This is a genomic window from Martinezella multihospitum, from assembly GCF_900094585.1.
Lineage (GTDB): Bacteria > Pseudomonadota > Alphaproteobacteria > Rhizobiales > Rhizobiaceae > Rhizobium > Rhizobium multihospitium.
In genome coordinates this window covers 613,121-636,063 of sequence record NZ_FMAG01000003.1, presented here as the reverse complement: position 1 = coordinate 636,063, position 22,943 = coordinate 613,121, and the positions used below count along the sequence as shown (strand labels likewise).

The following is a 22,943-nucleotide window of genomic DNA, read 5'->3' as shown; positions in this document are numbered from 1 at the left end:
ATGTTCAGACATGCCATTTTCGCGGTCGCCGCCTTGAGCGCCGTCGCCATCCTTCCGGCCGCCACGGCAGGCGTCGCCTTTGCCGTCGACAATATGGAGTCGACCGATGCGCCGGACCTTACCTCGGTCCGCGCCAAGATTGACGCGAAGGACTATGCCGGCGCGCTCGCCGAGCTTCGCGATATCGCCGAGGAGCACCAGCAGGCCGATGTCTACAATCTGATGGGCTTCACCCTGCGCAAGACCGGCGATTTCAAGACGTCGCTCACCTACTACACCAAGGCGCTGGAACTGCAGCCGGACCACAAGGGCGCGCATGAATATCTCGGCGAACTCTATGTCGAGACCGGCGATATGCCCAAGGCCCGCGAGCAGCTGGCAGCACTCACCAAGCTTTGCCCGGCGGGGTGCGAGGAGCTTGAGGATCTGACCAAGGCGATATCAGCCAAGGCCAGCAACTGAGGCCCGATCTCCATCGTTCCGGCGGCATTTCTTTTGACCATGTCACGGAGATGCCGCCGGCGACGATCGGAGCTTCGCCGAATTCATGATGGGAAGGAGAAAGACCATGGAATTCGAAGAGGAGAATGCCATTCTGGTCAATTTCGCCGATATGGCACTGCTGTTCGGCCGCATCCTGCTGTCGCTGCTCTTTCTGGAAGAGGGCATCGAACTCGCCAGCAACTTCGACACTGCCCTGGAGGCCATGGCCAAGCTCGGCGTATCAGCCCCGATCGCGATCGCAACCATCGTGCTGCAGCTCGCCGCCGGCATTGCCATTGCGTTGGGGTTGATGACCCGCCTGGCGGCGTTCGGCCTCGGCGTGTTCTGCCTGCTGACAGCGACGCTCTTTCACACGAACTTCGCCAGCCACAACGAATTGCTGCATTTCGAAAAGGACCTGGCGATTGCAGGCGGCATGTTTGCCCTGATCGTCTCCGGCGCCGGCAAGCTGTCGCTGGATATGCTCGTCCGGCGTCATTGGAAGACGAGGCTTGTCGCTTGAGCTTGTCGATAATCTGGTGGGCGATCCTCCGGTGAGCCGCACGCAGAGTTCGGCTCACCGGTTATTATTTTCCCGATAATCAGGAGACTTTCTGGAAGCTCGGAAGCGTTGCGAAGAGCTCCACCGATTTCAGCCGCGCTTCGATGTCATGGATCGGCATCGATATGATGACTTCGTTAGCCTCGGTATCCCTAATGAACTGCGAGAGCTTCGTTTCGGCCGTCGCAGGCGAGCCGACCACAGCGTAGCGCAGCGTATTTTCTACGTTCAGCTTTTCCATCGGCGTCCAGAAATCGTCCATGTCGCTGCGCGGGCGCGGGAAGGGACCGCGCACGTTGCGGCGGAGATTGACGAATTGCTGCTGTGCCGAGGTGAAGTGATACTGCGCCTCTTCATCCGTCTCCGCCACCGCGCCCATGACGCCGACCATGACATAGGGCTTGCCGAGCGTGGCCGAAGGCGTGAAGCGCTCGCGATAGATGGCGATGGCATCCATCAGGGCTTCCGGCGCGAAATGCGAGGCGAAGGCATAGGGCAGGCCGAGCATGGCGGCGAGATGGGCGCTGTAAAGGCTCGAACCAAGCAGCCAGATCGGCACATTGGCGCCATGGCCGGGAACGGCAAGGATGATCTGGCCCTCATCGGCCGGGCTGAAGAGATGCTGCAGTTCGACGATATCCTGGGGGAAGTTTTGCGCGCCTGCATCGATATTGCGGCGCAACGCCTGCGCCGTGCGCATGTCCGTGCCCGGCGCGCGGCCAAGACCAAGATCGACACGGCCGGGAAACAGGGCTTCCAGCGTGCCGAACTGTTCGGCAATGACAAGCGGAGAGTGGTTCGGCAGCATGACGCCGCCAGAACCGATGCGGATGCGCGAGGTTGCCGCGCCGATATGGCCGATGACGACCGACGTCGCAGCGCTCGCGACGCCCGGCATGCCGTGATGTTCGGCCAGCCAGAACCTGTTGTAGCCAAGCTCTTCCGCCTTTTGCGCCATGCGCTTCGAACTGTCGAAGGACTGGCGGATGGTGCTGCCTTCGGCAACGGGCGAAAGATCGAGGATGGAAAAGGGAACCATGGCAAGAACCTGCGTGGTGGAAAGGAGGGGTTGCTTGCACATGTAGGAGTGCTGCTCCCTCATTCCAAACCCTGTCGCCGCAATTTCGTCACGATGTTTTCAGCGCGGCTCCGGCAATCGCAATCTGTGCGTTGTTTTTGTTTTGTTCACATTTTGCTGGCACATGTCGGGCCTGAAAGATAGGTTGACCCATGCAAAATACGATTCGCATCATCGGCATCGATCCGGGCTTGCGCCGCACCGGCTGGGGCATCATCGATACGCTTGGCAATTCCCTGCGCTTCGTGGCGTCCGGAACCGTGACGTCGGATGGCGACATGGATCTGGCATCCCGTCTTTGCCAACTGCATGACGGTCTTGCCGAGATCGTTCACAGCTACCAGCCGGATGAGGCGGCCGTCGAGCAGACCTTCGTCAACAAGGATGCTGTGGCGACTTTGAAGCTCGGCCAGGCGCGTGGCGTCGTCATGCTGGTGCCGGCGCGCGCCGGCCTGCCGGTCTCGGAATATGCGCCGAATGCGGTCAAGAAGGCCGTCATCGGCGTCGGCCACGGCGAGAAGCAGCAGATCCACATGATGCTGAAGATCCTGATGCCCAAGGTCGAGTTCAAGGGCAGCGACGCAGCCGATGCGCTCGCCATCGCCATATGCCATGCCCATAACCGCGGCGCCAGCCGGCTGCGGCAGGCAGCGCTCGCCGGGTAGTATGTTCTTGACTTGTTCTTGTTGGGCCGCTAGGTATTACTGAAGAGGTATTACCATGCGTGTGACGGAAAAAGGTCAGGTGACCATCCCAAAGGAAATTCGAGACCGGCTCGGCATTGGTCCAGGTTCGGAGGTTGATTTCATCGCCTCCGGCGGCGGTGCGATGCTCGTAAAAATCGCTGAGGCATCCGATCCAGCCATTCGGGATTTCGACGATTGGGCAGAGCGGGTCAGAGGTACGATCGACCTCGGTGGCATGACGACCGACGAATTCATTGAGTTTCTAAGAGGTCCGCGTGACGACGTCGACCCTCGTTGATACCAATATCTTCATCGATATTCTCGGCCCGGCTTCGGTCCAGCGGCAGTGGTCGGCAAAGCTGTTGAAACAATGTGTCGGCGAGGGCGACCTTGTCATCAGCCCGGTGGTCTGGTCCGAACTTGCCGCCTCGTCTTTGGGCGAGGACGAATTGACGGTCGCCTTGTCCTGGCTCGATATGAAGCGTGAGACCATACCATTCGAGGCTGCGTTTCGAGCCGGCAAGGCGCATCGCCTCTATCGGCTTGCCGGCGGCCAACGGGACAGAACGCTTCCGGACTTCCTGATCGGGGCGCATGCCGAGTGGCGAAGGCACAGGCTGTTGACACGGGATGCCTCCCGCTACCGGTCCTATTTTCCCACCGTTGACCTCATTTCCCCCGAAACCCATCCTTGACGGACGCAATTCATGATCGGCAAGCTGAAAGGCACAATCGAAGAAATCGGCGAGGACTATGTGCTCGTGGATGTGCATGGCGTCTGCTACGTCGCCTATTGTTCGGCCCGGACGCTGTCGAAGCTCGGTTCCGTCGGCGAGGCCTGCATCCTCTTCATCGAGACCTATGTACGTGAGGACCAGATCCGGCTTTTCGGCTTCATGACGGCGCTGGAGCGCGAGTGGTTCAACATCGTGCAGACGGTTCAGGGTGTCGGCGCGAAAGTGGCGCTGGCGTTGCTGTCGACGCTGACGCCGGCCGAGCTTGCCAATGCGATCGCCCTGCAGGATCGCGCCGCCGTTTCGCGGGCGCCGGGCGTCGGCCCGAAGGTCGCGATGCGCATCGTGACGGAACTGAAGAACAAGGCGCCGGCCTTTGCTGGCGATGCCGCCAATATCGGGCTGAAACAGGAGCTCGGGGAAGGCGTTGCCGCAGCGCCCGTTGCCGATGCCGTTTCGGCGCTTACCAATCTCGGCTACTCCCGCGATCAGGCGGCCAACGCCGTTGCCGCGGCATTGAAGACGGCCGGCGAGGGGGCGGACAGCGCCAAGTTGATCCGTTTCGGCTTGAAGGAACTGTCGCGGTGAGGCTTTGCACCTTCCGCAATCCTTACTATTGTCGCAAAGTCGAGAGATCGACGTGTGGCGCTTCGTTGTCGAAGACTATTTTTGAGTGCGGCAGAGCAAGTGCCGCCTTCGGCGCAGGGCCTGCGAAACGCATACCGGGAATGGAACCTCTGACATGAGTGAAGCCGCACGTCTGATATCGCCAGAAAAGCGGGGCGAAGACATCGATGCGACGCTCAGGCCGCAATCGCTGGACGAATTCACCGGCCAGGCGGAGGCGCGCGCCAATCTGAAGGTCTTCATCGAAGCGGCCAAGGGGCGCGGCGAGGCGCTGGATCACGTGCTGTTCGTTGGCCCGCCCGGCCTCGGCAAGACGACTTTGGCGCAGATCATGGCCAAGGAACTTGGCGTCAATTTCCGCTCGACCTCCGGCCCGGTCATCGCCAAGGCGGGCGATCTGGCCGCACTGCTCACCAATCTCGAAGAGCGCGACGTGCTCTTCATCGACGAAATCCATCGTCTCAATCCGGCGGTCGAAGAAATCCTCTATCCGGCCATGGAGGATTTCCAGCTCGATCTCATCATCGGCGAGGGGCCTGCTGCCCGTTCGGTCAAGATCGATCTCGCCAAATTCACGCTGGTTGCCGCGACCACCCGTCTCGGGCTGCTGACGACGCCGCTGCGCGACCGCTTCGGCATCCCCGTCCGGCTGAGCTTCTATACCGTCGAGGAACTGGAGCTGATCGTCCGGCGCGGTGCACGGTTGATGGGCCTTGCCATGACCGACGAGGGTGCGCGCGAGATTGCGCGTCGCGCGCGTGGAACGCCGCGCATCGCTGGCCGCCTGCTGCGCCGTGTGCGCGATTTTGCCGAGGTTGCCAAGGTCGAGGCGGTGACACGGGAGATCGCCGACGAGGCGCTGACGCGGCTTCTGGTCGACAATGTCGGCTTTGATCAGCTCGACAAGCGTTATCTCAACATGATCGCGGTCAATTTCGGCGGCGGGCCTGTCGGCATCGAAACCATTGCCGCCGGCCTTTCCGAACCGCGGGATGCGATCGAGGATATTATCGAACCCTACATGATCCAGCAGGGTTTCATTCAGAGGACGCCGCGCGGCCGTGTTCTGACCGCGATTGCCTGGAAGCATCTCGGCCTGCAGCCGCCCAAGGACTTGGAGGCCGCGCAGTTCGGGTTGTTCCGGGAGGAAGATTGAATGCTCGGCCGTCGTGCCTTTCTGAAGCTTTTCGGCGGCAGCGTTTTCGGTTTGATGGCTCTCGGAGGATATGCCCTCGGATATGAGCCGGTCGTTCGTCTGAATGTCACCCGCTACGCGTTGAACCCGCCGGGATGGACGCCGGGGCTCAAGCTCAGGGTCGTGGCGCTGGCCGACTTCCATGCCTGCGAACCGTGGATGAACCGCGAGCGCATCGCCTCGATCTGCGCCCGCGCCAATGAGCTCGGCGGCGATATCATCGTTCTGCTCGGCGACTATACCTCGGGGACGGACCTGATCACCGCCCGCGTCGATCATCGTATCTGGGCGGCGGAACTGGCAAAGCTGAAAGCGCCGCTCGGCGTCCACGCCATCATCGGCAACCACGACTGGTGGCATGATTCCGCGGCACAAAGAACCGGCCACGGGCCGACCTTCAGCCACCGGGCACTGGCAGCCGTCGGCATAGAGGTTTATTCCAACCGCGCGGCGCGTCTGGAGAAGGACGGGCAGGCGTTCTGGCTCGCCGGTGTCGAGGATCAGCTGGCCTTGCGCCGCAGCATGCGATGGAAGCGTCCGTTCACCAGGGGGCTCGACGATCTCGGAGGGACCATGGCGCAGGTGAGCGATGCCGCGCCGGTGATCCTTCTTGCCCATGAGCCCGATATCTTTCCCGCTGTTCCGTCACGCGTGTCGCTCACCCTGTCGGGACACACCCATGGCGGGCAGGTCAGGGTTTTCGGCTGGTCGCCCTATTCACCATCGCGCTATGGTGACAGGTATGTCTACGGCCATATCGTCGAGGAAGAGCGACATATCATCGTTTCCGGCGGCCTTGGTTGCTCCATCGCGCCGGTGCGCTTTGGTGTTCCGCCGGAGATCGTCGTGATCGACGTAGGATAGGGGATTATGTCGAAACGCAAACTCATCAGATTGAACGCCGGTCCTCAGCGCTTCCAGATGCGCGTCGCGGGTCTTGGATTTCGAGACGGATATGTCCTGGTGCATCGTGCCGTGCATGAAAGCTTCTGGACGTTTCCGGGCGGCCGGGCCGAGATCGGCGAGACCTCGGAAGAGACGTTGCGGCGGGAGATGGTGGAGGAACTTGGCGTCGATATAACGGTCGGGCGCCTGCTCTGGTCGGTCGAGAATTTCTTTCATTACGAAGAGATGGATTGGCACGAGCTTGGTCTTTACTACCTGATGGATATCCCTGCGGATTTTCCCTTCGACCCCGGTGAGATCGTGCATCGCATCCAGGATGGCGACAATGATCTGGAATTCAAATGGGTGCAGGCGACGCGGGAAGCGCTGGTAGCCCTCGACATCCCGCCCTATTTCATTGCCGAGGAAATCGAAAATCTGCCGGCAACGTCGCGCCATCTGGTCTGGCGGGATGGCGATCTCGACAAGGCTTGAGGGGGAGGCTTCATGTCCGCTTTCGATCCGGTGCGCAGCTTTCGCAAGCTCGCCTATAACAATGCCCTGGCGAATGTCCGGCTTTATCGGGCCTGTACCCTGTTACAGCCCGGCGAATTCGAGGCCAAGCGTGTCAGCTTCTTTCCGTCGATCAAGGCGACCCTCAACCACATCCTGACGGTGGACTGGTTCTATGTCGACGCGTTGGAAGGCGGGACGCTAGGCCTGAAGGCCTTCGACATCGAGGAGCCGTATGATCGGCTGGATGAATTGACCCGGCAGCAGGCGGATGTCGACCGCCGGCTGGTGGCGTTCTGCGAGGCGCTGACGCCGGAGAACGGGATGCGGATCGTCGATATTCAACGCGGCGGCCGCATCCAGCGCGAGAGGGCGGATGATGTGCTGAACCATCTGTTCCAGCACCAGACGCATCATCGTGGGCAGGTGCATGCCATGCTGGCCGGAACAAGCGTTGCACCGCCGCAGCTCGATGAGTTCGTCGTCGCCGACGATGCGCGGTTCAGGGGCGACGAACTGGCGACGCTTGGCTGGGACGAGACAAAATTGATGCGTTGATGTCGGCTCGCACGGGCATCGATTTAGCCAGTGTCTCGATCGTTTGCCCGAGCAGGGCCTTTCCGCCGCCTTGCCATCCAAGGGCTTCGATCTTCGACGTGTTCATGGCGTTGACGGCACTTTGTGGGGCACGCGCGGGTAGGGCGTGCGGACAGTGTGTGACGCTCTGAAGATGCCCGAGGATCTCGTGCGTATCCGTCAAGATATCCGAAAGATTGAAGGCCTCGCCATCGATGCGGCCGGCTTCCGTTTCCAGCAAGAGACGGACGGCGCGGCCAAGGTCGCGGCCGTGAACTTCTGTCCCGGCGCGAGAGGGAACCGGCCTGCCGTTGAGATAATCGTCGAACAGGTCGTCCCATTTATTGGGGCGCAGGTCGCCATAGACGCCCGTCGCCCTCAGGCTTGCGGTCGCGAAGTCGGGCGCGGACAGGGAAAACAGGGCGTGCTCCGCGTCGCGCTTCACCTCGCCATAGAGCGTGTTCGGCACTGGTTTGGTCGCCTCGGTCAGTTCCTCTCCGGCAATGCCGTCGCCATAGACGGCGCGGGAGGAGAGAAAGATGCAACGCCGTATGCCGGCCTTTCTCGCAGTCTCGAACAGCTTGACCGTGCCGTCGAGATTGAGGCGGCGAAAACCGTCCGGATCTTCGCCTTCGCCGCCGCGATATTTGCCGGCAACATGGCTGAAGGCCGCGTGCACGAAGAAATAGGCGTCGTCGAAGGCGCAACTTTGGTTTTCCGCCGGGTCGAGGCTCAGGGGCACAAAGGAGGTAGGCAGCGGGAAGAGGCCTGATGGAGGCGGGTTGCGTCCGCCGATCGCAACCTTGTACCCGGCCGATAACAGCTCCTCGGCGATGTATCGACCGACAAGGCCCGTTCCGCCTGATATGAGGACTTTCATGCCGCGGCTCGCGGATTTGAGAGCGTGGCGATATCGGGCATATTCCGACCGGCATGGAAGCTATGCCATAGCTCGATCAGCGGCCTCAGCTGCTCGGCCTTGGGATGGTTTTCCTCCCAGGGCTTTTCATACTGATAGTGCAGGATTGAGACACTGTTCCAGTTCCAGAGCTCGGGCATGCTGAACCAGACATATTGCAGCATGTTCATGAAGATTGGCAGTCCGTGCCAATCCGGGAAAAAGTCCTCAAGGAAGGTCTGGTCCGTGCGGCGCCAGAAGACGTCGGGGCGGTCGAGCCGCTCGAGCATGTGCTGAAAGGTCGCAAGCGACGGCTTGGCGACGAAAACGCCGGAATTCAGCCGGTGGAAATCGGCGAGGCTTTCATAGACGTTCGGGGCTGCCGAAAACTCCGGATAATCGAAGAGCCTATCGACGTTCCGCAGCACCAGCGCGTCCGCATCGATGAAGACGCAGGTATCGTATTCGATCAGCTGCCAGAGCCGCAGCTTGCAGAAATTGTCGAGCGGCGTGTGGAAGGAGGGCTTGCGGCCCTTGGTGAAGGGAGCGGCGCTGTGCAGGTTGCTTCGGGCATGGCGCTCGTTGAAGGCATCCGACAGCGGAAGATGCTCGACTTCGACCAGCCGGCAGTCGAGCGCTGCGAGCGGGGCGAGGTCGGCATCACCAACCCCTTCCGTATGCAGCACGACGATATCGGCCTTGGTACCGCTGTGAACGATCGAGCGCGCCAATGCCACTGCGCCCATCGCGTAATCGGCATTCGTGACGAGTGTCACGAATGCCTGGCCGGCGCGGGGCCGGGTTTGCGGGCGCAATCCCTGCAGCATTTCGCTACCCGGCATCATGACACGGATTTCAACCTCTTGCCCTCGGGATCGTGGTTGACCGTTGCGGCGAGATCCTTGGTCCAGGCCGAGACGGCCGGAACGCGCGAGCGGTCGACGCGATAGGCGTATTTCTTGGCGACATCGACGATTTCGCTGAGAAGACCCGCCTCCAGCGTGATCGGCGCCAGGCCGAGATCGAGGAACTTGTCGTTCTTGACGATCAGCTCGTTTTCCGGGGCTTCCTTCCGCGGATTGGGCAGGCGCACGACTTCGGCTCCGCTCATCTTGGCGATCATCTCGGCGAGATCGCGCACGCGATGCGTTTCCGTCATCTGGTTGAAAATCTCGACGCGGGCGCCGCGAGCCGGCGGGTTCTTTAAGGCCAGCTCGATGCAGCGTACGGAGTCCTGGATATGGATGAAGGCGCGGGTCTGGCCGCCGGTGCCGTGCACGGTCAGCGGATAGCCGATCGCCGCCTGGATGAGGAAGCGGTTGAGGACGGTGCCATAGTCGCCATCATAGTCGAAACGGTTGATCAATTGTTCGTGACGGCGCGTCTGTTCCGTGTGCGTGCCCCACACGATGCCCTGATGCAGGTCGGTGATCCTGAGGCCATCATTCTTGGCGTAGAACTGGAAGAGCAGCTGATCGAGGCATTTCGTCATGTGATAGATCGAGCCGGGGTTGGCAGGGTAGAGGATCTCCTGGCTCACCGTGCGGCCGTCCGTCGTGTCGATGCCGACGGGCAGATAGCCTTCGGGGATAGCGGCGCCGATCGTCGAATAGCCATAGACGCCCATCGTGCCGAGATGCACGAGATGCGTGTCGAGATTGAGTTCGACGAGCGCGTTCAGGAGATTGTGCGTGGCGTTGACGTTGTTGTTGACCGTGTAGTTTTTGTGACGGTCGCTCTTCATCGAATAGGGGGCCGCGCGCTGCTCGGCGAAGTGCACGATGGCATCGGGGCGGTGCTCGGCCAGCCACTTCTTCAGGAGCTCATAGTCCTTGGCGAGATCGATGAGATTGAAATGGATGCGGCGTCCGGTTTCGGCGTGCCAGATGCGGGTGCGTTCCTGGATCGAATCCATCGGTGTCAGGGATTGCACGCCCAATTCCGTATCGATCCAGCGGCGGGAGAGATTATCGAGGATATGGACCTCATGACCAGCGTCGGAGAGATGGAGCGAGGTTGGCCAACCGATGAATCCGTCGCCGCCCATAACCGCTATTTTCATGAGATTTTTCCTTCTGCGCCGATCCGCTAGCCGGCACCATTCCGGATAGTCGGAGTTTATGACAATTGTTCAAAGCTTGCTTGATGGCAGAACTTCGGCCAAAGAGGTGCCGGACATTCAAGGAGATGCGGCAACGATGAACAGCCCCTTTCTGATAGCTGGGGAACTGGAAGCCGGCAGCCACCGGCTGGTGCAGCGAGTCTATTATGAGGATACGGATTTTTCCGGCCTCGTCTATCACGCGCGCTACCTGCATTTCCTCGAGCGGGGGCGTACGGATTACCTGCGTTGTCTCGGCGTGGAGCAGCGCGAGCTCCTGAATGCCGACCAGGAAGGGCTTGTTTTTGTTGTCCATCGTATGGAGATCGACTTCAAGGGACCGGCGCGTATGGATGACGTGCTGACGATCCGCACCGTCACCGAAAAGGCCGGCGGCGCCAAGATGGTGCTGTCCCAGGAAATCAGGCGCGACGATATGTTGCTGATCGCAGCCAAGGTCATCATCGCGGTCATCAATGCAAAGGGACGCCCACGCCGGCTACCGGAAAAGCTCGCCGCGCAGATGTTGTCAGCGTCCGAAAATGCCGGCTAGGCGGGAGTTCGGCTTGCCCTCGGTGACGACGTTTCGTCGAGGGCGACGGTGGCTGGCAACTGGCAGCTTGCAATAACTTGAGTTTTATGTGAAGGAATTTGCCGCGCAAGCTTTGTCTGCGTTTGCCGCCGGTTTCGTCCGGTCAGTTCTTCCCTGGAGCTAGAATAACCTTCGCTGCCGTAAAAATCCTTCATGGTTTGACGCTAACATTCTTTTAACCATAATAGTGTCTTACTGGTTTAGTCGGAGTTTGTGCGGTGCACGCCTTCCTTTGACCAAATTTGACGGCAAGAAGGCAGTTGTAAGCTTGGAAGGCTTGACCAGGGCGTTCAGCGGCGGCTGCCAAACAATTCTTGTGAGATCACTTTTAGCCGCCCGGTCTAGCGCCGGGCGTTTGGATTCGGGGATTTTGGATCAATGGAACAAGTAGCATTGGCAGCGGCCACCACACCGGACATCACCCTCTGGTCGCTCTTCATGCAGGCAGGCTTGGTCGTCAAGCTCGTCATGATCGGCCTGCTGGCAGCGTCCGTATGGACCTGGGCGATCGTCATCGACAAATATCTGAGCTACGCGCGAGCGCGGCGGCAGTTCGATCACTTCGAGCAGGTCTTCTGGTCTGGCCAGTCGCTCGAAGAACTCTACCGCACGCTTTCGGAGCGCAACAATACCGGCCTCAGCGCCATCTTCGTGGCCGCCATGCGCGAATGGAAGAAATCCTTCGAGCGCGGCGCCCGTTCGCCGATCGGCCTGCAGATGCGTATCGACCGCGCCATGGATGTGACGCTGGCGCGCGAATCGGAACATCTGGTTGCCCGTCTCGGTTCGCTTGCGACCATCGGCTCTGCCGGCCCGTTCATCGGTCTCTTCGGTACGGTCGTCGGTATCATGACCTCGTTCCAGGCGATCGCCGGCTCGAAGTCGACCAACCTCGCCGTCGTGGCGCCGGGTATCGCCGAAGCGCTGCTCGCGACCGCCATCGGTCTGGTTGCCGCTATTCCCGCGGTTATCGCCTACAACAAGTTCTCGGCCGATGCCGGCAAGCTCTCGGGTCGCATGGAAGGTTTCGCGGATGAATTCTCTGCCATTCTTTCGCGCCAGATCGATGAGAAGCTGCAGCCGCGTCAGGCAGCGCAGTAAGTAGCGGACAGAACCGGAGTAATTCACATGGCAATGTCTGTTGGAGGCAAGGGTGGCGGCGGTGGCCGCCGAGGCGGTCGTCGCGGCGGAGGCCGGGGCGGCCCGATCGCCGATATTAACGTGACGCCGCTGGTTGACGTCATGCTCGTGCTGCTTATCATCTTCATGGTTGCGGCGCCGATGATGACGTCGGGCGTGCCGATCGATCTGCCGCAAACGCAGGCCGGTGCACTGAATGCCCAGACCCAGCCGATCACCATCTCGATCAAGGCCGATGGCCAGGTGTTCCTGCAGGAAACGCAGATCGACGTCGCCGAAATCGCCGCAAAGCTGCAGGCGATCGCGACCACGGGCTACAACGAACGCATTTTCGTGCGTGGCGACGGCAAGGCGCCTTACGGTGTGATCGCCGACGTCATGTCGCGTATCCAGGAAGCCGGTTACAAGAATATCGGCCTGGTCACGCAGCAGATAACGGATCACTGACGGATCGACATGAAGCGCAGTCTTGCCACATCTGCGGTTGTTCACATCCTGGTGCTGATCGGCGCCATGGTGACGCTGAGTGCGCCGGCGCCGCTTGAGACGCCGGAAAGCACGGCGATGGATGTCGACATCGTGACTGCAGACCAGCTCCAGCAGGGCGAGAAGAAAGCGCCGGTGACGGATCACGCCGCGCGCAAGCCAACGACCAAGCAAGATCAGGTCGCAAACGCCCAGAATACCGGCGAGAACAAGGTCGACATCAAGAATCCGGTGGTGCCCACGCAACGGCCGGAGAGCGAGACTGCGGCTCTGGCGCCCAAGAAGGTGGATGCGCCCGTTCCGCAAGACGATCCGAAGCCGAACGACGTCAAGACGATCGAGCAGAAGGAAACCGAGGCTGCGCCCAAGGAAGTGGCTGCCATTCCGCAGCAGAAGCCGGACGTAGTGCCGACGCCGAAGCCCGATCCCACGCCGCCGACCCCGAAGGCCGACGCCACGCCCACTCCGCCGCCGACGCCGCAGCCGACCGAGCAGGCGGAAATTCAGTTGCCGAACAATGTTCCGGTGCCGGATGTGAAGCCGCAGCCGACGCCACCGAAGGCGGCCGAGCAGAAGCCGGAAGTAAAGCCGACGCCGAAGCCGGATGTGAAGGTGGCCGACGCCAAGCCGACGGACAAGACGACGACGCAGAGCACCAGCAAAACCACGTCGGCTGATGACGGCAAGAAGGACGCGGACAAGAAGCGCCAGACTCCAAAGGCGTCCAGCAAGGGCCTCGACGATGGTCTCGCCGATCAGATCAACGATCTTCTCAACAACACCTCGTCGAAAGGCGGCGCGAAGCGCTCATCGCAGCAGGCTTCCGCAGGCGCCGATACCCAGGTCGCTTCGCTTGGCGGCAAGAAGTCGCTTGGCGCCGGCAAGCTCAGCCAGAGCCAGCAGGACGGTTTGCGCGATCTGATCCAGAAGTACTGGAACCTCCCTCCCGGTCTTGAAGGCGCCGGCGACGTGCGAATCAAAGTGCACTTCAAGCTCGACAAATCCGGGCAGATCGTCGGTCAGCCGGAAGCGACGACGAGCGGCGGGCCGGCTTCAACGCAGGGCGCCATGCAGTCCGCCGCGGTCCGCGCCGTCCTTCGCGCGCAATCGGAGTTCATGACGATTCTTCCGGCGGATAAGTATGACGACTGGCAGGAAGTCGTCGTCAACTTCAGCGCAGCAGATCTGGGGATGTGATGCGGGGAGCGCAGCTTTTGACGAACCACTGTCCCGGTATCGGCCTGCCTTTAGCCGTGGGCCTGGGGATCATGCTGGCGGGTTCCGCGTCAGCGCAGACTGCGAATGTGGCCGCGGATGAGAATCGCCTGAGGCATTCTGCCATTGAAAGTATTCGCAACGACATCACGGCAAATTGGCTGGCCCCTGCTGATCTCACTGGCATTCGAGAGGTCCACGTTCGGATCCAGTTTAGACTGGACCATACCGGAACGATTATGGGCAAGCCGAAGGTAACAATGACTGGCGGTCCCGAAAAGGCCCAGAAAGCTGTCGCGGCAAGCGCGCTGCGAGCTGTGGTTAGGGCAGCTCCTTTCAAAAAACTGCCAATGGATAAGTATGACGTCTGGAAAGAAGTCATCATCAACTTCGATGCCAGCGATCCGGCGAATTAATGCTGAAAGGCTTGATACATATGATCAGAAAATCCCTCGTTCGTCTCCTGCTGGTGCTGGCAGGCCTGACGGCAGTTCTCGCTACCCCGGCCTATGCCGTTGTCGAGCTCAACATCAACAAGGGCAACGTCCAGCCGATGCCGATCGCCATCACCGACCTTCTGTCGAATGATACGCTCGGCCCGCAGATTTCGGGGGTGATTGCCGCGGACCTGCAGCGTTCCGGATTGTTCGCTCCGATCAACAAGCAGGCCTTCATCGAAAAGATCACCAATCCGGATTCGACCCCGCGCTTCCAGGACTGGACATCGATCAACGCGCAGGCGCTGGTAACAGGCCGCGTGACGCAGGAAGGCGGCCGCCTTCGCGCTGAATTCCGCCTTTGGGATACGTTCGGCAACAGCCAGATGCTCGGTCAGCAGTTCTATGCCCAGCCGGACAACTGGCGGCGCGTCGCTCATATCATCGCGGATGCGATCTACGAGAAGATCACCGGCGAGAAGGGTTATTTCGATACCCGCGTCGTCTTCGTTGCCGAAAGCGGACCGAAGACCGCCCGCAAGACGCAGCTCGGCATCATGGACCAGGACGGCGCCAACGTCCGCATGCTGACCGACGGCAGCGACCTCGTGCTGACTCCGCGCTTCTCGCCGAACCGGCAGGAAGTGACCTACATGTCCTTCGCCAACCAGCAGCCGCGCGTTTATCTGCTGCAGTTGCAGACAGGCCAGCGCGAGCTGGTGGGTAACTTCCCCGGCATGACCTTCTCGCCGCGCTTCTCGCCGGACGGGCAGCGCGTGATCATGAGCCTGCAGCAGGAAGGCAATGCCAACATCTATACGATGGACCTGCGCTCGCGCACCACGACGCGCCTGACGTCGACGGCCGCGATCGATACCTCACCATCCTATTCGCCCGACGGCACGCAGGTTGCCTTCGAAAGCGACCGAGGTGGCCAGCCGCAGATCTATGTGATGAATGCCGACGGTTCAAACCAGCGTCGCATCTCGTTCGGCAACGGCTCTTATTCCACGCCGGTCTGGTCTCCGCGCGGGGATCTCATCGCCTTCACCAAGCGTGCCGGCGGCAATTTTTCCATCGGCGTCATGAAGCCGGACGGTTCCGGTGAGCGGATCCTGACCTCCGGCTCTTATAGCGAGGGACCGACCTGGGCGCCGAACGGCCGCGTCATCATGTTCTTCCGCGCGCCGTCCGGCGCGAGCGGGCCGCAGATTTATTCGATCGACCTGACCGGTTATAACGAACAGAAGATCCCGACGCCGGGCTTCGCTTCGGACCCCGCATGGTCGCCGCTTCTCGAGTAATGAAGGGCTTGCCACGTTATCGCCGCAAAGTCCTGTGACTGGACCGTTTCCGGACAATTTTAGGACATCATTAACCATACTTGTTGGAATCGGATTAACCGAACCCGGTTACAGTCTGGCAACCCTGATAGAGACTTATAGGAGAGATCGGCCATGAGCCGCACCGCAACCCAGGCCGTTGGCCACATGCAAAACCTCGCACGCAACCCGATCATGATCGCGCTTTTCGTCGGCCTTTCGCTGGCTGGCTGCGCCTCCAAGAAGGGTCTGCCGAACGATGCCAACGGTCTCGGCTTGAACGGTGCCGGCAATGCCACTCCGGGCTCGCCGCAGGACTTCACGGTCAATGTCGGCGACCGCGTTTTCTTCGTTGTCGATAGTTCTTCCATCAGCTCCGAAGCTGCCCAGACGCTTGATCGTCAGGCCCAGTGGCTCGCTCGCTATCCGAACTACTCCATCACGGTCGAAGGTCATGCCGACGAGACCGGCACGCGCGAATATAACCTCGCTCTCGGCGCGCGTCGCGCAGCAGCTGCGAAAAGCTATCTCGCTTCGCGCGGCGTTCCCGCGAACCGCATGAAGACGATTTCCTACGGCAAGGAACGCCCGGTCGCGACCTGCGACAATGAATCCTGCTGGTCGCAGAACCGCCGCGCAGTTACCGTGCTCAACGGCGCCGGCTCCTGATCGTCGAAGAAAGACTGATCGAACTATAAAAGGCGGCCCCTGGGCCGCCTTTACTTTTTTGACCACACTTTGGCCGAACTCCGTTGCTTTTTGAGAGCAATTGTAAAAATCTCCTGTTCGAGCCCTCCGGCCCGAAGAATCAATAGGACAGGAAGATCCATATGAAAAAACTTGTCGTGGCGAGCATGCTTTGTCTCGCTGCCGTTATGGGTAGCGAACGCGATGCTTCTGCCTTGTCGTTGTTCGGAATCCATCTCGGGGGCCGCGAGGCTTCCGCGCAATCGGCTTCCGGCAACCCCCAAAGACAAGCACAATACGGTCAGGCACCGGTCATCAACGTTCAAAACAGCGATGCCGAAGTTCGCCTGCAGCAGCTTGAGGACCAGATGCGCCAGCTGAACGGCCGTGTCGAGGAAATGAGCTATCAGCTGCTGCAGATGCAGGAGACGATCCGTAAGGCGCAGGAAGACAACGAGTTTCGCTTCCAGCAGCTTGAAAAGCGTGGTGGCGGCGGTGCTGCTGCGCCGGCTGCCGGCGGCACGATGAAGAAGAGCGAAGCCGATGTGCCCGCGCAGAATGGCGGCGGTCAGCAGGACGATATTGCCGGCGTCATCACCGATTCGCAGAACGGCAGCGCCGCGCCGCGCGGCGCCAGCGGTGGCAAGCCGCCGAGCCAGCTTGGCTCCATCCAGTTCGACCAGAGCGGCGACCAGATCGGTTCCTCGATGACGGGGGCCAACAATGGTTCGGGTGCGCCGCCAAGTGCGGGCTCCGGCTCACAGACGGCTTCACTCGGCAGCGAGAACGACCAATACAAGGCTGCTTACGGCCATGTCCTGTCCGGCGACTATAGCGTCGCCGAACAGGAGTTCCGCCAGTATCTCGACAGCTACCCGAGCAGCTCCCGGGCTGCGGATGCGAATTTCTGGCTCGGCGAAGCGCTTTATTCGCAGGGCAAATACAACGACGCTGCGAAGACCTTTCTGAATGCGCACCAGAAATACAGCACCTCCGAAAAGGCGCCCGAAATGCTTTTGAAGCTCGGCATGTCGCTTGCTGCGCTCGATAACAAGGACACGGCCTGCGCCACGCTTCGCGAAGTGACCAAGCGTTATCCCAAGGCCTCCAAGGCTGTGACCGGCAAGGTTGCCAGCGAAGAGAAGCGGCTTGCCTGCTGATTGCCATGTCCATTGACGCTGTGACCGGCGGTGCCACAGTCCTGATGCCCGAAGCCGCCGCGACGGAATTTCTTCATTCCCTTTCGAAGCCTGCTCATATTTTGGTCGCCGTTTCCGGCGGCAGCGACTCCACCGGGCTTCTGATTGCCCTTGCCGAGCGGCTGAAATCTCATCCTCACAAAGATATTACTCTGAGCGCCGCGAGCATCGATCATGGCCTGCGCGCCGCAGCAGCAGATGAAGCGCGCGAGGTCGCCGCATTCTGTGCTTCGCGCGGCATTTCCCATTTCGTCCGCCGCTGGGAGGGGGAGAAGCCTCCGACCGGCATCATGGCCGCAGCGCGTGAGGCGCGCTACGGGCTGCTTGCAGATCTGGCCTCCGACATTTCGGCCGATGTGATCGCAACAGCCCATACGCTTGACGATCAGCGCGAGACGATGGCCATGCGCAGCGCGCGCCGTGGGCAGGGCGGTCATGGCACAGGTATTGCCGATGCGGTCTTGTTCGATCGGCGCATCTGGATCGTCAGGCCGTTTCTCGCCTGCCGGCGGGCGGATATCAGAGCCTTTCTCGAGGCGCATGGCGTATCCTGGTTCGACGACCCGAGCAATGAGGATATAAAATACGAGCGTGTGCGTACGCGCAGAGATCTCCAAGCAGAGCCGATGGCGGGCGTGCCCGGGGATGGCGGCGCCGATCGCGCCGTTCTTTCCGGGAGGGCGGCTGCATGGCTCGATAATTGGGTCACAATCCACGCACAGGCGCTTTGCGTCATCGACAGAGCCGGACTTTCGGCGGACCAGGTTGCTGTCGCTTATGCGCTATCCCATCTTGCTGCCGTCTTCGGCGGCAAGGCGTATGCGCCCGGACGTGTGCAAATGGAGCGCGTTCTCGAATTTGTGAACGGTGCCAGCCCCGGTCGACGCACGGCCGGCGGCGTAGTCTTCGATCTCAGGCGCGACGGACTCTATCTTATGCGGGAAAGCCGCAATATCGCGCCGCTGCCGCTGTTGCCAGGCGCGAAAAGCATTTGGGATGGTCGCTTCGAGATCAGCAATTCGCGCGAGGCCCCGGTTCGCGTGATCGCCGCAGGCATGGAAAATATGACGATTTTTCCGGCGACTATGCCGAAGGGCGTGGTGCTGCGCGCCCGGGCGGCGATGCCGCTCGCAGTGACGGAAGGGGAGGCAAAGGCGGCAGCGATGACGGTTGTGCCCTATCTTGCGCCCTTCGACCGCTTTTTGACACGATTCGACCTCACATTCGCCAATCGCCTTTCCGCGGCTTTTGGCCGCGAAGCCTATATGCGGCTGCCGCTTTCGGCCCTATAGACGGAAAAAACATGCGGCGATGCGGTTTGCCTTGGCAAGGGCTTGGCGCAACCCTATGTTAGGGATCAAGTAATGCCGTCGCTCAAGCGGCGGAAGTTTCAGTGCTGGGGAGTTCGATGAACCCTAATTTTCGTAATTTCGCTCTGTGGGCAATCATAGCTCTGCTGCTGATCGCCCTGTTCAGCATGTTTCAGAACGCGCCGGCACAAACAGGCTCCAGGGAAATACCGTATTCGCAGTTCCTCCGGGAAGTTGATTCCGGCCGTGTTCGTGACGTGACCGTCACGGGCAATCGCGTCGTCGGCAGCTATGTCGAAAACGGCACGCCCTTCCAGACCTATGCTCCGGTCATCGATGACAGCCTGCTTGAACGCCTGCAGACCAAGAACGTCAACATCGTCGCCCGTCCGGAATCGGACGGTTCCTCGAGCTTCCTGAGCTATCTGGGCACGCTGTTGCCGATGCTCCTGATCCTTGGCGTCTGGCTGTTCTTCATGCGTCAGATGCAGGGCGGCTCGCGCGGCGCCATGGGCTTCGGCAAGTCAAAGGCAAAGCTTCTGACGGAAGCGCATGGCCGCGTCACCTTCGATGATGTCGCCGGTGTCGATGAAGCCAAGCAGGATCTGGAAGAAATCGTTGAATTCCTGCGGGATCCGCAGAAGTTCCAGCGTCTCGGCGGTCGTATCCCGCGCGGCGTCCTGCTTGTCGGTCCTCCCGGTACGGGTAAGACACTTCTGGCACGCGCCATCGCCGGCGAGGCCAATGTGCCGTTCTTCACCATTTCGGGTTCCGACTTCGTCGAAATGTTCGTCGGCGTCGGTGCAAGCCGCGTCCGCGACATGTTCGAGCAGGCGAAGAAGAATGCGCCCTGCATCATCTTCATCGACGAAATCGACGCCGTCGGCCGCCATCGTGGCGCCGGTCTGGGTGGCGGCAATGACGAGCGCGAACAGACGCTCAACCAGCTGCTGGTCGAGATGGACGGCTTCGAGGCCAATGAAGGCATCATCCTGATCGCGGCGACCAACCGTCCCGACGTTCTCGACCCCGCGCTGTTGCGTCCGGGCCGTTTCGACCGTCAGGTCGTGGTGCCGAACCCGGATATCGTCGGCCGCGAGCGCATCCTCAAGGTTCACGCCCGCAACGTGCCGCTCGCTCCGAACGTCGATCTGAAGACGCTTGCCCGCGGTACGCCCGGCTTCTCCGGTGCAGATCTGATGAACCTCGTCAACGAAGCTGCCCTCATGGCCGCCCGCCGCAACAAGCGGCTGGTGACGATGCAGGAATTCGAAGACGCCAAGGACAAGATCATGATGGGCGCCGAGCGCCGCTCTTCGGCCATGACGGAGGCGGAAAAGAAGCTCACCGCCTATCACGAAGCCGGTCACGCGATTACGGCGCTCAATGTCGCCGTCGCCGATCCATTGCACAAGGCGACCATCATTCCGCGCGGCCGTGCGCTCGGCATGGTCATGCAGCTCCCCGAGGGCGATCGCTACTCGATGAGCTACAAGTGGATGGTGTCGCGCCTCTGCATCATGATGGGCGGCCGCGTCGCCGAAGAACTGACCTTCGGCAAGGAGAACATCACGTCGGGCGCATCCTCCGATATCGAGCAGGCCACGAAGCTTGCCCGTGCGATGGTGACCCAGTGGGGTTTCTCCGATGAACTCGGTCAGGTCGCCTATGGCGAGAACCAGCAGGAAGTCTTCCTCGGCCACTCCGTTTCGCAGTCCAAGAACGTCTCGGAAGCAACGGCTCAGAAGATCGACAATGAGGTTCGCCGCCTGATCGACGATGCCTATCGCCAGGCCAAGGACATCCTCACCTCCAAGCACGACGAGTTCGTCGCACTGGCAGAAGGCCTGCTGGAATACGAGACGTTGACCGGCGAGGAAATCAAGGCGTTGATCCGCGGCGAAAAGCCGGCGCGTGACCTCGGTGACGATACGCCGCCGAGCCGTGGTTCGGCCGTGCCGAAGACCGGCGCCAAGAAGGACGGTTCACTCGGTGCCAAGGGCGATGAACCCGAAGGCGGTTTCGAACCGCAGCCGCGTTGACGCACGGAGCCGATTGACCATGTAGACAAAGAGGCCAGTTCTCCTTTGATTAGGGAACTGGCCTTTTTCTTGATGGTTGCGGATGACGAACAGAAGCTGAGGGTTGGTACCGATGATGGCCCGCATCGGAATTGAGCGGAGAATGGGCCGCAACTCGTAAATCGACATTCGGTCGGTCTCGTCGTCGGCATTGCCCTACTGATGATCGGATATCTCCATGCGCAAAGCATCCGTGATCCTCGGTTCTACGATTACCTGCCCGATCTGCGGTTTCAAGGCGAGGGAAACGATGCCAACCGACGCCTGCCAGTATTTCTATGAATGCAAGGGCTGCAATGCCGTGCTCCAGCCGAAGGCCGGCGATTGTTGTGTGTTCTGCTCGTTCGGAACCGTTCCTTGCCCGCCGATCCAGGCTCAAGGCGGGCGGAGCCGTTGCTGTTGATCGGCTGATGCCACAGTGATGACACGGCAAGGGTAGCCCGACGATGCACAATCGTCGTAGCCGAGGGAAGTAATATGGGCAGTTTATGTTGTGAATTGGAATATTGTCCGCCTCCACCCGATGCGGTTTTTTAGTGCTTATTAATGGTAACGCGTTGTAATAGGCGGTCTCGGTAATTTAAGTGCCGAGTTTTACAATCTGTGGCATGAGCCATAGGCATCGATGCTCGAAGCGTCTCTGGATTCGGAGCAGTGCTTTCGATGCCGCTGCATGTTTCGCGAAAATGCAGCAACGACAGGAGTGCATATGAAACGTCGCTATTTCGGAACTGACGGAATTCGCGGTCAATCCAATATCTATCCGATGACGCCGGATCTTGCCATGCGCGTGGGTATCGCTGCCGGCACGATCTTCCATCGAGGCAGCCATCGCCATCGCGTCGTTATCGGCAAGGACACGCGCCTTTCCGGCTATATGCTGGAAAATGCCATGGTGGCGGGATTTACCGCGGCCGGTGTCGATGCCTTCGTTCTCGGCCCTATCCCGACGCCGGCAGTCGCCATGCTGACGCGCTCGCTGCGCGCCGATATCGGCGTGATGATCTCTGCCTCGCACAATCCCTATGAGGATAACGGCATCAAGCTTTTCGGCCCGGATGGCTACAAGCTCTCCGACGATCTGGAAATGAGAATCGAGGACATGCTCGACAAGGACATGTCGGAGCATCTTGCCAAGTCGGAGAATATCGGCCGCGCCAAGCGTATCGACGGCGTGCATGACCGCTACATCGAACATGCCAAGCGCACGCTACCGCGCGATGTGACGCTGCAGGGGCTGCGGATCGCCATCGACTGCGCCAATGGCGCCGCCTACAAGGTCGCTCCGGCCGCTCTTTGGGAGCTCGGCGCCGATGTCGTGACTATCGGCAATGAGCCGAACGGCACCAATATCAATCTGAATTGCGGTTCCACCAGCCCCGTCGCCTTGCAGAAAAAGGTGGACGAAGTCCGCGCCGATATCGGTATCGCGCTGGATGGGGATGCCGACCGCGTCATCATCGTCGATGAAAATGGTACGATCATCGATGGCGACCAGCTGATGGCGGTCATTGCCGAAAGCTGGGCCGAGAGCCAGACGCTGCGCGGCAATGGCATTGTCGCAACCGTCATGTCCAATCTCGGCCTCGAGCGCTTCCTGGACGATCATGGCATGTCGCTTGCGCGCACGGCCGTCGGCGATCGCTATGTCGTCGAGCATATGCGCCAGCACAATTACAATGTCGGCGGCGAGCAGTCCGGTCACATCGTATTGTCCGACTATGGCACGACGGGCGACGGCCTCGTGGCTGCACTGCAGATCCTTGCTGCGGTGAAGCGTACGGGCAAGCCGGTCAGCGAGGTCTGTCGCCGTTTCGAACCGGTACCGCAGCTGTTGCGCAATGTGCGCATTTCCGGCGGCAAGCCGCTGGAGGACATTCAGGTGCGCCAGGCAATTGCCGATGCAGAAAGCGAGCTTTCCCGCAACGGCCGTCTGGTGATCCGCCCTTCCGGCACGGAGCCTTTGATCCGCGTGATGGCGGAAGGCGACGATCGCGGCCAGATCGAGCGCATCGTCGGCGGACTGATCGACGTGATCTCAAGCGTGCGTTCGGCCGCCTGAGCAAACGAAAGAAGTAATTCCGGAATAATACTATGGCCGCCTCATCGAGGCGGCCATAGTATTTTCAACTTGGG

At 60.6% G+C, this 22,943-nt stretch carries 26 protein-coding genes; 22 read left to right on the top strand and 4 right to left on the bottom strand.

Annotated features, from left to right (window positions below):
- Window positions 1–462 (top strand): tetratricopeptide repeat protein, encoded by a 462-nt coding sequence (locus GA0061103_RS14705; protein WP_092712288.1) that lies wholly within the window; start codon window positions 1–3, stop codon window positions 460–462.
- 106 nt (window positions 463–568) lie between these two features.
- Window positions 569–1,006 carry a DoxX family protein gene (locus GA0061103_RS14700; protein ID WP_092712287.1) on the top strand — a complete coding sequence of 146 codons (438 nt, stop codon included), beginning with the start codon at window positions 569–571 and terminating at the stop codon, window positions 1,004–1,006.
- A 79-nt stretch (window positions 1,007–1,085) separates the two neighbouring features.
- On the opposite strand, the gene GA0061103_RS14695 is transcribed toward GA0061103_RS14700, so the two are convergent.
- Window positions 1,086–2,084 carry an LLM class flavin-dependent oxidoreductase gene (locus GA0061103_RS14695; RefSeq protein ID WP_092712817.1) on the bottom strand — a complete coding sequence of 333 codons (999 nt, stop codon included), beginning with the start codon at window positions 2,082–2,084 and terminating at the stop codon, window positions 1,086–1,088.
- Window positions 2,085–2,275: 191 nt separating this feature from the next.
- On the opposite strand from GA0061103_RS14695, the gene ruvC reads away from it, so the two are divergent.
- The 8 genes from ruvC (at window position 2,276) to GA0061103_RS14655 (ending at window position 7,321) form a co-directional block, all read left to right on the top strand.
- The gene (gene ruvC / locus GA0061103_RS14690; protein WP_092712285.1) at window positions 2,276–2,788 is read left to right on the top strand and encodes a crossover junction endodeoxyribonuclease RuvC; all 513 of its coding nucleotides are present in this window, start codon (window positions 2,276–2,278) and stop codon (window positions 2,786–2,788) included.
- 55 nt (window positions 2,789–2,843) lie between these two features.
- Window positions 2,844–3,107 (top strand): AbrB/MazE/SpoVT family DNA-binding domain-containing protein, encoded by a 264-nt coding sequence (locus GA0061103_RS14685; protein ID WP_092712283.1) that lies wholly within the window; start codon window positions 2,844–2,846, stop codon window positions 3,105–3,107.
- On the top strand, window positions 3,085–3,504 hold the full coding sequence (locus GA0061103_RS14680) for a type II toxin-antitoxin system VapC family toxin (protein ID WP_092712281.1): 420 nt from the start codon (window positions 3,085–3,087) through the stop codon (window positions 3,502–3,504). The genes GA0061103_RS14685 and GA0061103_RS14680 overlap by 23 nt, the downstream gene beginning before the upstream one ends.
- A 12-nt stretch (window positions 3,505–3,516) precedes the next feature.
- Window positions 3,517–4,131 (top strand): Holliday junction branch migration protein RuvA, encoded by a 615-nt coding sequence (gene ruvA / locus GA0061103_RS14675; RefSeq protein ID WP_092712280.1) that lies wholly within the window; start codon window positions 3,517–3,519, stop codon window positions 4,129–4,131.
- Window positions 4,132–4,285: 154 nt separating this feature from the next.
- Window positions 4,286–5,326, top strand: a complete 1,041-nt coding sequence (ruvB, locus tag GA0061103_RS14670; RefSeq protein ID WP_092712278.1) for a Holliday junction branch migration DNA helicase RuvB — start codon at window positions 4,286–4,288, stop codon at window positions 5,324–5,326.
- On the top strand, window positions 5,327–6,229 hold the full coding sequence (locus GA0061103_RS14665; RefSeq protein ID WP_092712277.1) for a metallophosphoesterase: 903 nt from the start codon (window positions 5,327–5,329) through the stop codon (window positions 6,227–6,229).
- Window positions 6,230–6,235: 6 nt separating this feature from the next.
- Complete coding sequence (locus GA0061103_RS14660) at window positions 6,236–6,745, top strand: NUDIX hydrolase (protein ID WP_208603515.1); 510 nt, start codon at window positions 6,236–6,238, stop codon at window positions 6,743–6,745.
- A gap of 12 nt (window positions 6,746–6,757) precedes the next feature.
- Window positions 6,758–7,321: a DinB family protein gene (locus GA0061103_RS14655; protein ID WP_092712276.1), complete on the top strand. Its 564-nt coding sequence runs from the start codon at window positions 6,758–6,760 to the stop codon at window positions 7,319–7,321.
- Here GA0061103_RS14655 and GA0061103_RS14650 read toward each other — a convergent pair.
- From GA0061103_RS14650 to GA0061103_RS14640, 3 genes are read right to left on the bottom strand one after another with little or no spacing between them, the layout of a single operon-like run.
- Window positions 7,266–8,219: an NAD-dependent epimerase/dehydratase family protein gene (locus GA0061103_RS14650; RefSeq protein ID WP_092712275.1), complete on the bottom strand. Its 954-nt coding sequence runs from the start codon at window positions 8,217–8,219 to the stop codon at window positions 7,266–7,268. The genes GA0061103_RS14655 and GA0061103_RS14650 overlap by 56 nt on opposite strands.
- Window positions 8,216–9,079, bottom strand: a complete 864-nt coding sequence (locus GA0061103_RS14645; RefSeq protein WP_245304762.1) for a glycosyltransferase — start codon at window positions 9,077–9,079, stop codon at window positions 8,216–8,218. Before GA0061103_RS14645 ends, GA0061103_RS14650 begins: the two co-directional genes overlap by 4 nt.
- The gene (locus GA0061103_RS14640) at window positions 9,079–10,299 is read right to left on the bottom strand and encodes an NAD-dependent epimerase/dehydratase family protein (protein ID WP_092712274.1); all 1,221 of its coding nucleotides are present in this window, start codon (window positions 10,297–10,299) and stop codon (window positions 9,079–9,081) included. Before GA0061103_RS14640 ends, GA0061103_RS14645 begins: the two co-directional genes overlap by 1 nt.
- Before the next feature lie 136 nt (window positions 10,300–10,435).
- Here GA0061103_RS14640 and ybgC point away from each other — a divergent pair, with 136 nt between their 5' ends.
- The 12 genes from ybgC (at window position 10,436) to glmM (ending at window position 22,869) form a co-directional block, all read left to right on the top strand.
- Window positions 10,436–10,891: a tol-pal system-associated acyl-CoA thioesterase gene (ybgC, locus tag GA0061103_RS14635; RefSeq protein WP_092712811.1), complete on the top strand. Its 456-nt coding sequence runs from the start codon at window positions 10,436–10,438 to the stop codon at window positions 10,889–10,891.
- 417 nt (window positions 10,892–11,308) lie between these two features.
- Window positions 11,309–12,031, top strand: coding sequence for a protein TolQ (gene tolQ / locus GA0061103_RS14630; RefSeq protein ID WP_047629119.1), 723 nt, complete (start codon window positions 11,309–11,311; stop codon window positions 12,029–12,031).
- 27 nt (window positions 12,032–12,058) lie between these two features.
- Complete coding sequence (tolR, locus tag GA0061103_RS14625; protein WP_069611827.1) at window positions 12,059–12,517, top strand: protein TolR; 459 nt, start codon at window positions 12,059–12,061, stop codon at window positions 12,515–12,517.
- A gap of 9 nt (window positions 12,518–12,526) precedes the next feature.
- Entirely contained in the window at window positions 12,527–13,753 is a 1,227-nt protein-coding gene (locus tag GA0061103_RS14620; RefSeq protein WP_092712272.1) for a hypothetical protein, read from the top strand.
- Window positions 13,754–13,770: 17 nt separating this feature from the next.
- On the top strand, window positions 13,771–14,187 hold the full coding sequence (locus tag GA0061103_RS14615) for a TonB C-terminal domain-containing protein (RefSeq protein WP_141694434.1): 417 nt from the start codon (window positions 13,771–13,773) through the stop codon (window positions 14,185–14,187).
- Window positions 14,188–14,207: 20 nt separating this feature from the next.
- Window positions 14,208–15,512: a Tol-Pal system beta propeller repeat protein TolB gene (tolB, locus tag GA0061103_RS14610; RefSeq protein WP_092712809.1), complete on the top strand. Its 1,305-nt coding sequence runs from the start codon at window positions 14,208–14,210 to the stop codon at window positions 15,510–15,512.
- Window positions 15,513–15,665: 153 nt separating this feature from the next.
- Window positions 15,666–16,199 (top strand): peptidoglycan-associated lipoprotein Pal, encoded by a 534-nt coding sequence (gene pal / locus GA0061103_RS14605; RefSeq protein WP_092712268.1) that lies wholly within the window; start codon window positions 15,666–15,668, stop codon window positions 16,197–16,199.
- Between the two features lie 161 nt (window positions 16,200–16,360).
- Window positions 16,361–17,377 (top strand): tol-pal system protein YbgF, encoded by a 1,017-nt coding sequence (gene ybgF, locus GA0061103_RS14600; RefSeq protein ID WP_092712266.1) that lies wholly within the window; start codon window positions 16,361–16,363, stop codon window positions 17,375–17,377.
- A 5-nt stretch (window positions 17,378–17,382) separates the two neighbouring features.
- Complete coding sequence (gene tilS / locus GA0061103_RS14595) at window positions 17,383–18,708, top strand: tRNA lysidine(34) synthetase TilS (protein ID WP_092712264.1); 1,326 nt, start codon at window positions 17,383–17,385, stop codon at window positions 18,706–18,708.
- A 116-nt stretch (window positions 18,709–18,824) separates the two neighbouring features.
- Window positions 18,825–20,768, top strand: coding sequence for an ATP-dependent zinc metalloprotease FtsH (ftsH, locus tag GA0061103_RS14590; protein ID WP_092712262.1), 1,944 nt, complete (start codon window positions 18,825–18,827; stop codon window positions 20,766–20,768).
- Between the two features lie 232 nt (window positions 20,769–21,000).
- On the top strand, window positions 21,001–21,210 hold the full coding sequence (locus tag GA0061103_RS35350) for a GDCCVxC domain-containing (seleno)protein (protein ID WP_425349506.1): 210 nt from the start codon (window positions 21,001–21,003) through the stop codon (window positions 21,208–21,210).
- Between the two features lie 306 nt (window positions 21,211–21,516).
- Window positions 21,517–22,869, top strand: coding sequence for a phosphoglucosamine mutase (gene glmM / locus GA0061103_RS14580; RefSeq protein WP_092712258.1), 1,353 nt, complete (start codon window positions 21,517–21,519; stop codon window positions 22,867–22,869).
- The last annotated feature ends 74 nt before the right edge of the window (window positions 22,870–22,943 follow it).

Coding starts and splice junctions, on each gene's coding strand:
- tilS (WP_092712264.1), top strand. CDS start 17,383: ATGTCCATTGACGCTGTGACCGGCGGTGCCACAGTCCTGATGCCCGAA.
- ybgF (WP_092712266.1), top strand. CDS start 16,361: ATGAAAAAACTTGTCGTGGCGAGCATGCTTTGTCTCGCTGCCGTTATG.
- ftsH (WP_092712262.1), top strand. CDS start 18,825: ATGAACCCTAATTTTCGTAATTTCGCTCTGTGGGCAATCATAGCTCTG.
- GA0061103_RS14645 (WP_245304762.1), bottom strand. CDS start 9,079: ATGCCGGGTAGCGAAATGCTGCAGGGATTGCGCCCGCAAACCCGGCCC.
- pal (WP_092712268.1), top strand. CDS start 15,666: ATGAGCCGCACCGCAACCCAGGCCGTTGGCCACATGCAAAACCTCGCA.
- ruvB (WP_092712278.1), top strand. CDS start 4,286: ATGAGTGAAGCCGCACGTCTGATATCGCCAGAAAAGCGGGGCGAAGAC.
- GA0061103_RS14660 (WP_208603515.1), top strand. CDS start 6,236: ATGTCGAAACGCAAACTCATCAGATTGAACGCCGGTCCTCAGCGCTTC.
- glmM (WP_092712258.1), top strand. CDS start 21,517: ATGAAACGTCGCTATTTCGGAACTGACGGAATTCGCGGTCAATCCAAT.
- GA0061103_RS14655 (WP_092712276.1), top strand. CDS start 6,758: ATGTCCGCTTTCGATCCGGTGCGCAGCTTTCGCAAGCTCGCCTATAAC.
- GA0061103_RS14620 (WP_092712272.1), top strand. CDS start 12,527: ATGAAGCGCAGTCTTGCCACATCTGCGGTTGTTCACATCCTGGTGCTG.
- GA0061103_RS14700 (WP_092712287.1), top strand. CDS start 569: ATGGAATTCGAAGAGGAGAATGCCATTCTGGTCAATTTCGCCGATATG.
- ruvA (WP_092712280.1), top strand. CDS start 3,517: ATGATCGGCAAGCTGAAAGGCACAATCGAAGAAATCGGCGAGGACTAT.
- GA0061103_RS14650 (WP_092712275.1), bottom strand. CDS start 8,219: ATGAAAGTCCTCATATCAGGCGGAACGGGCCTTGTCGGTCGATACATC.
- GA0061103_RS14665 (WP_092712277.1), top strand. CDS start 5,327: ATGCTCGGCCGTCGTGCCTTTCTGAAGCTTTTCGGCGGCAGCGTTTTC.
- GA0061103_RS14695 (WP_092712817.1), bottom strand. CDS start 2,084: ATGGTTCCCTTTTCCATCCTCGATCTTTCGCCCGTTGCCGAAGGCAGC.
- GA0061103_RS14640 (WP_092712274.1), bottom strand. CDS start 10,299: ATGAAAATAGCGGTTATGGGCGGCGACGGATTCATCGGTTGGCCAACC.
- ruvC (WP_092712285.1), top strand. CDS start 2,276: ATGCAAAATACGATTCGCATCATCGGCATCGATCCGGGCTTGCGCCGC.
- ybgC (WP_092712811.1), top strand. CDS start 10,436: ATGAACAGCCCCTTTCTGATAGCTGGGGAACTGGAAGCCGGCAGCCAC.
- tolR (WP_069611827.1), top strand. CDS start 12,059: ATGGCAATGTCTGTTGGAGGCAAGGGTGGCGGCGGTGGCCGCCGAGGC.
- GA0061103_RS14685 (WP_092712283.1), top strand. CDS start 2,844: ATGCGTGTGACGGAAAAAGGTCAGGTGACCATCCCAAAGGAAATTCGA.
- GA0061103_RS14705 (WP_092712288.1), top strand. CDS start 1: ATGTTCAGACATGCCATTTTCGCGGTCGCCGCCTTGAGCGCCGTCGCC.
- tolQ (WP_047629119.1), top strand. CDS start 11,309: ATGGAACAAGTAGCATTGGCAGCGGCCACCACACCGGACATCACCCTC.
- tolB (WP_092712809.1), top strand. CDS start 14,208: ATGATCAGAAAATCCCTCGTTCGTCTCCTGCTGGTGCTGGCAGGCCTG.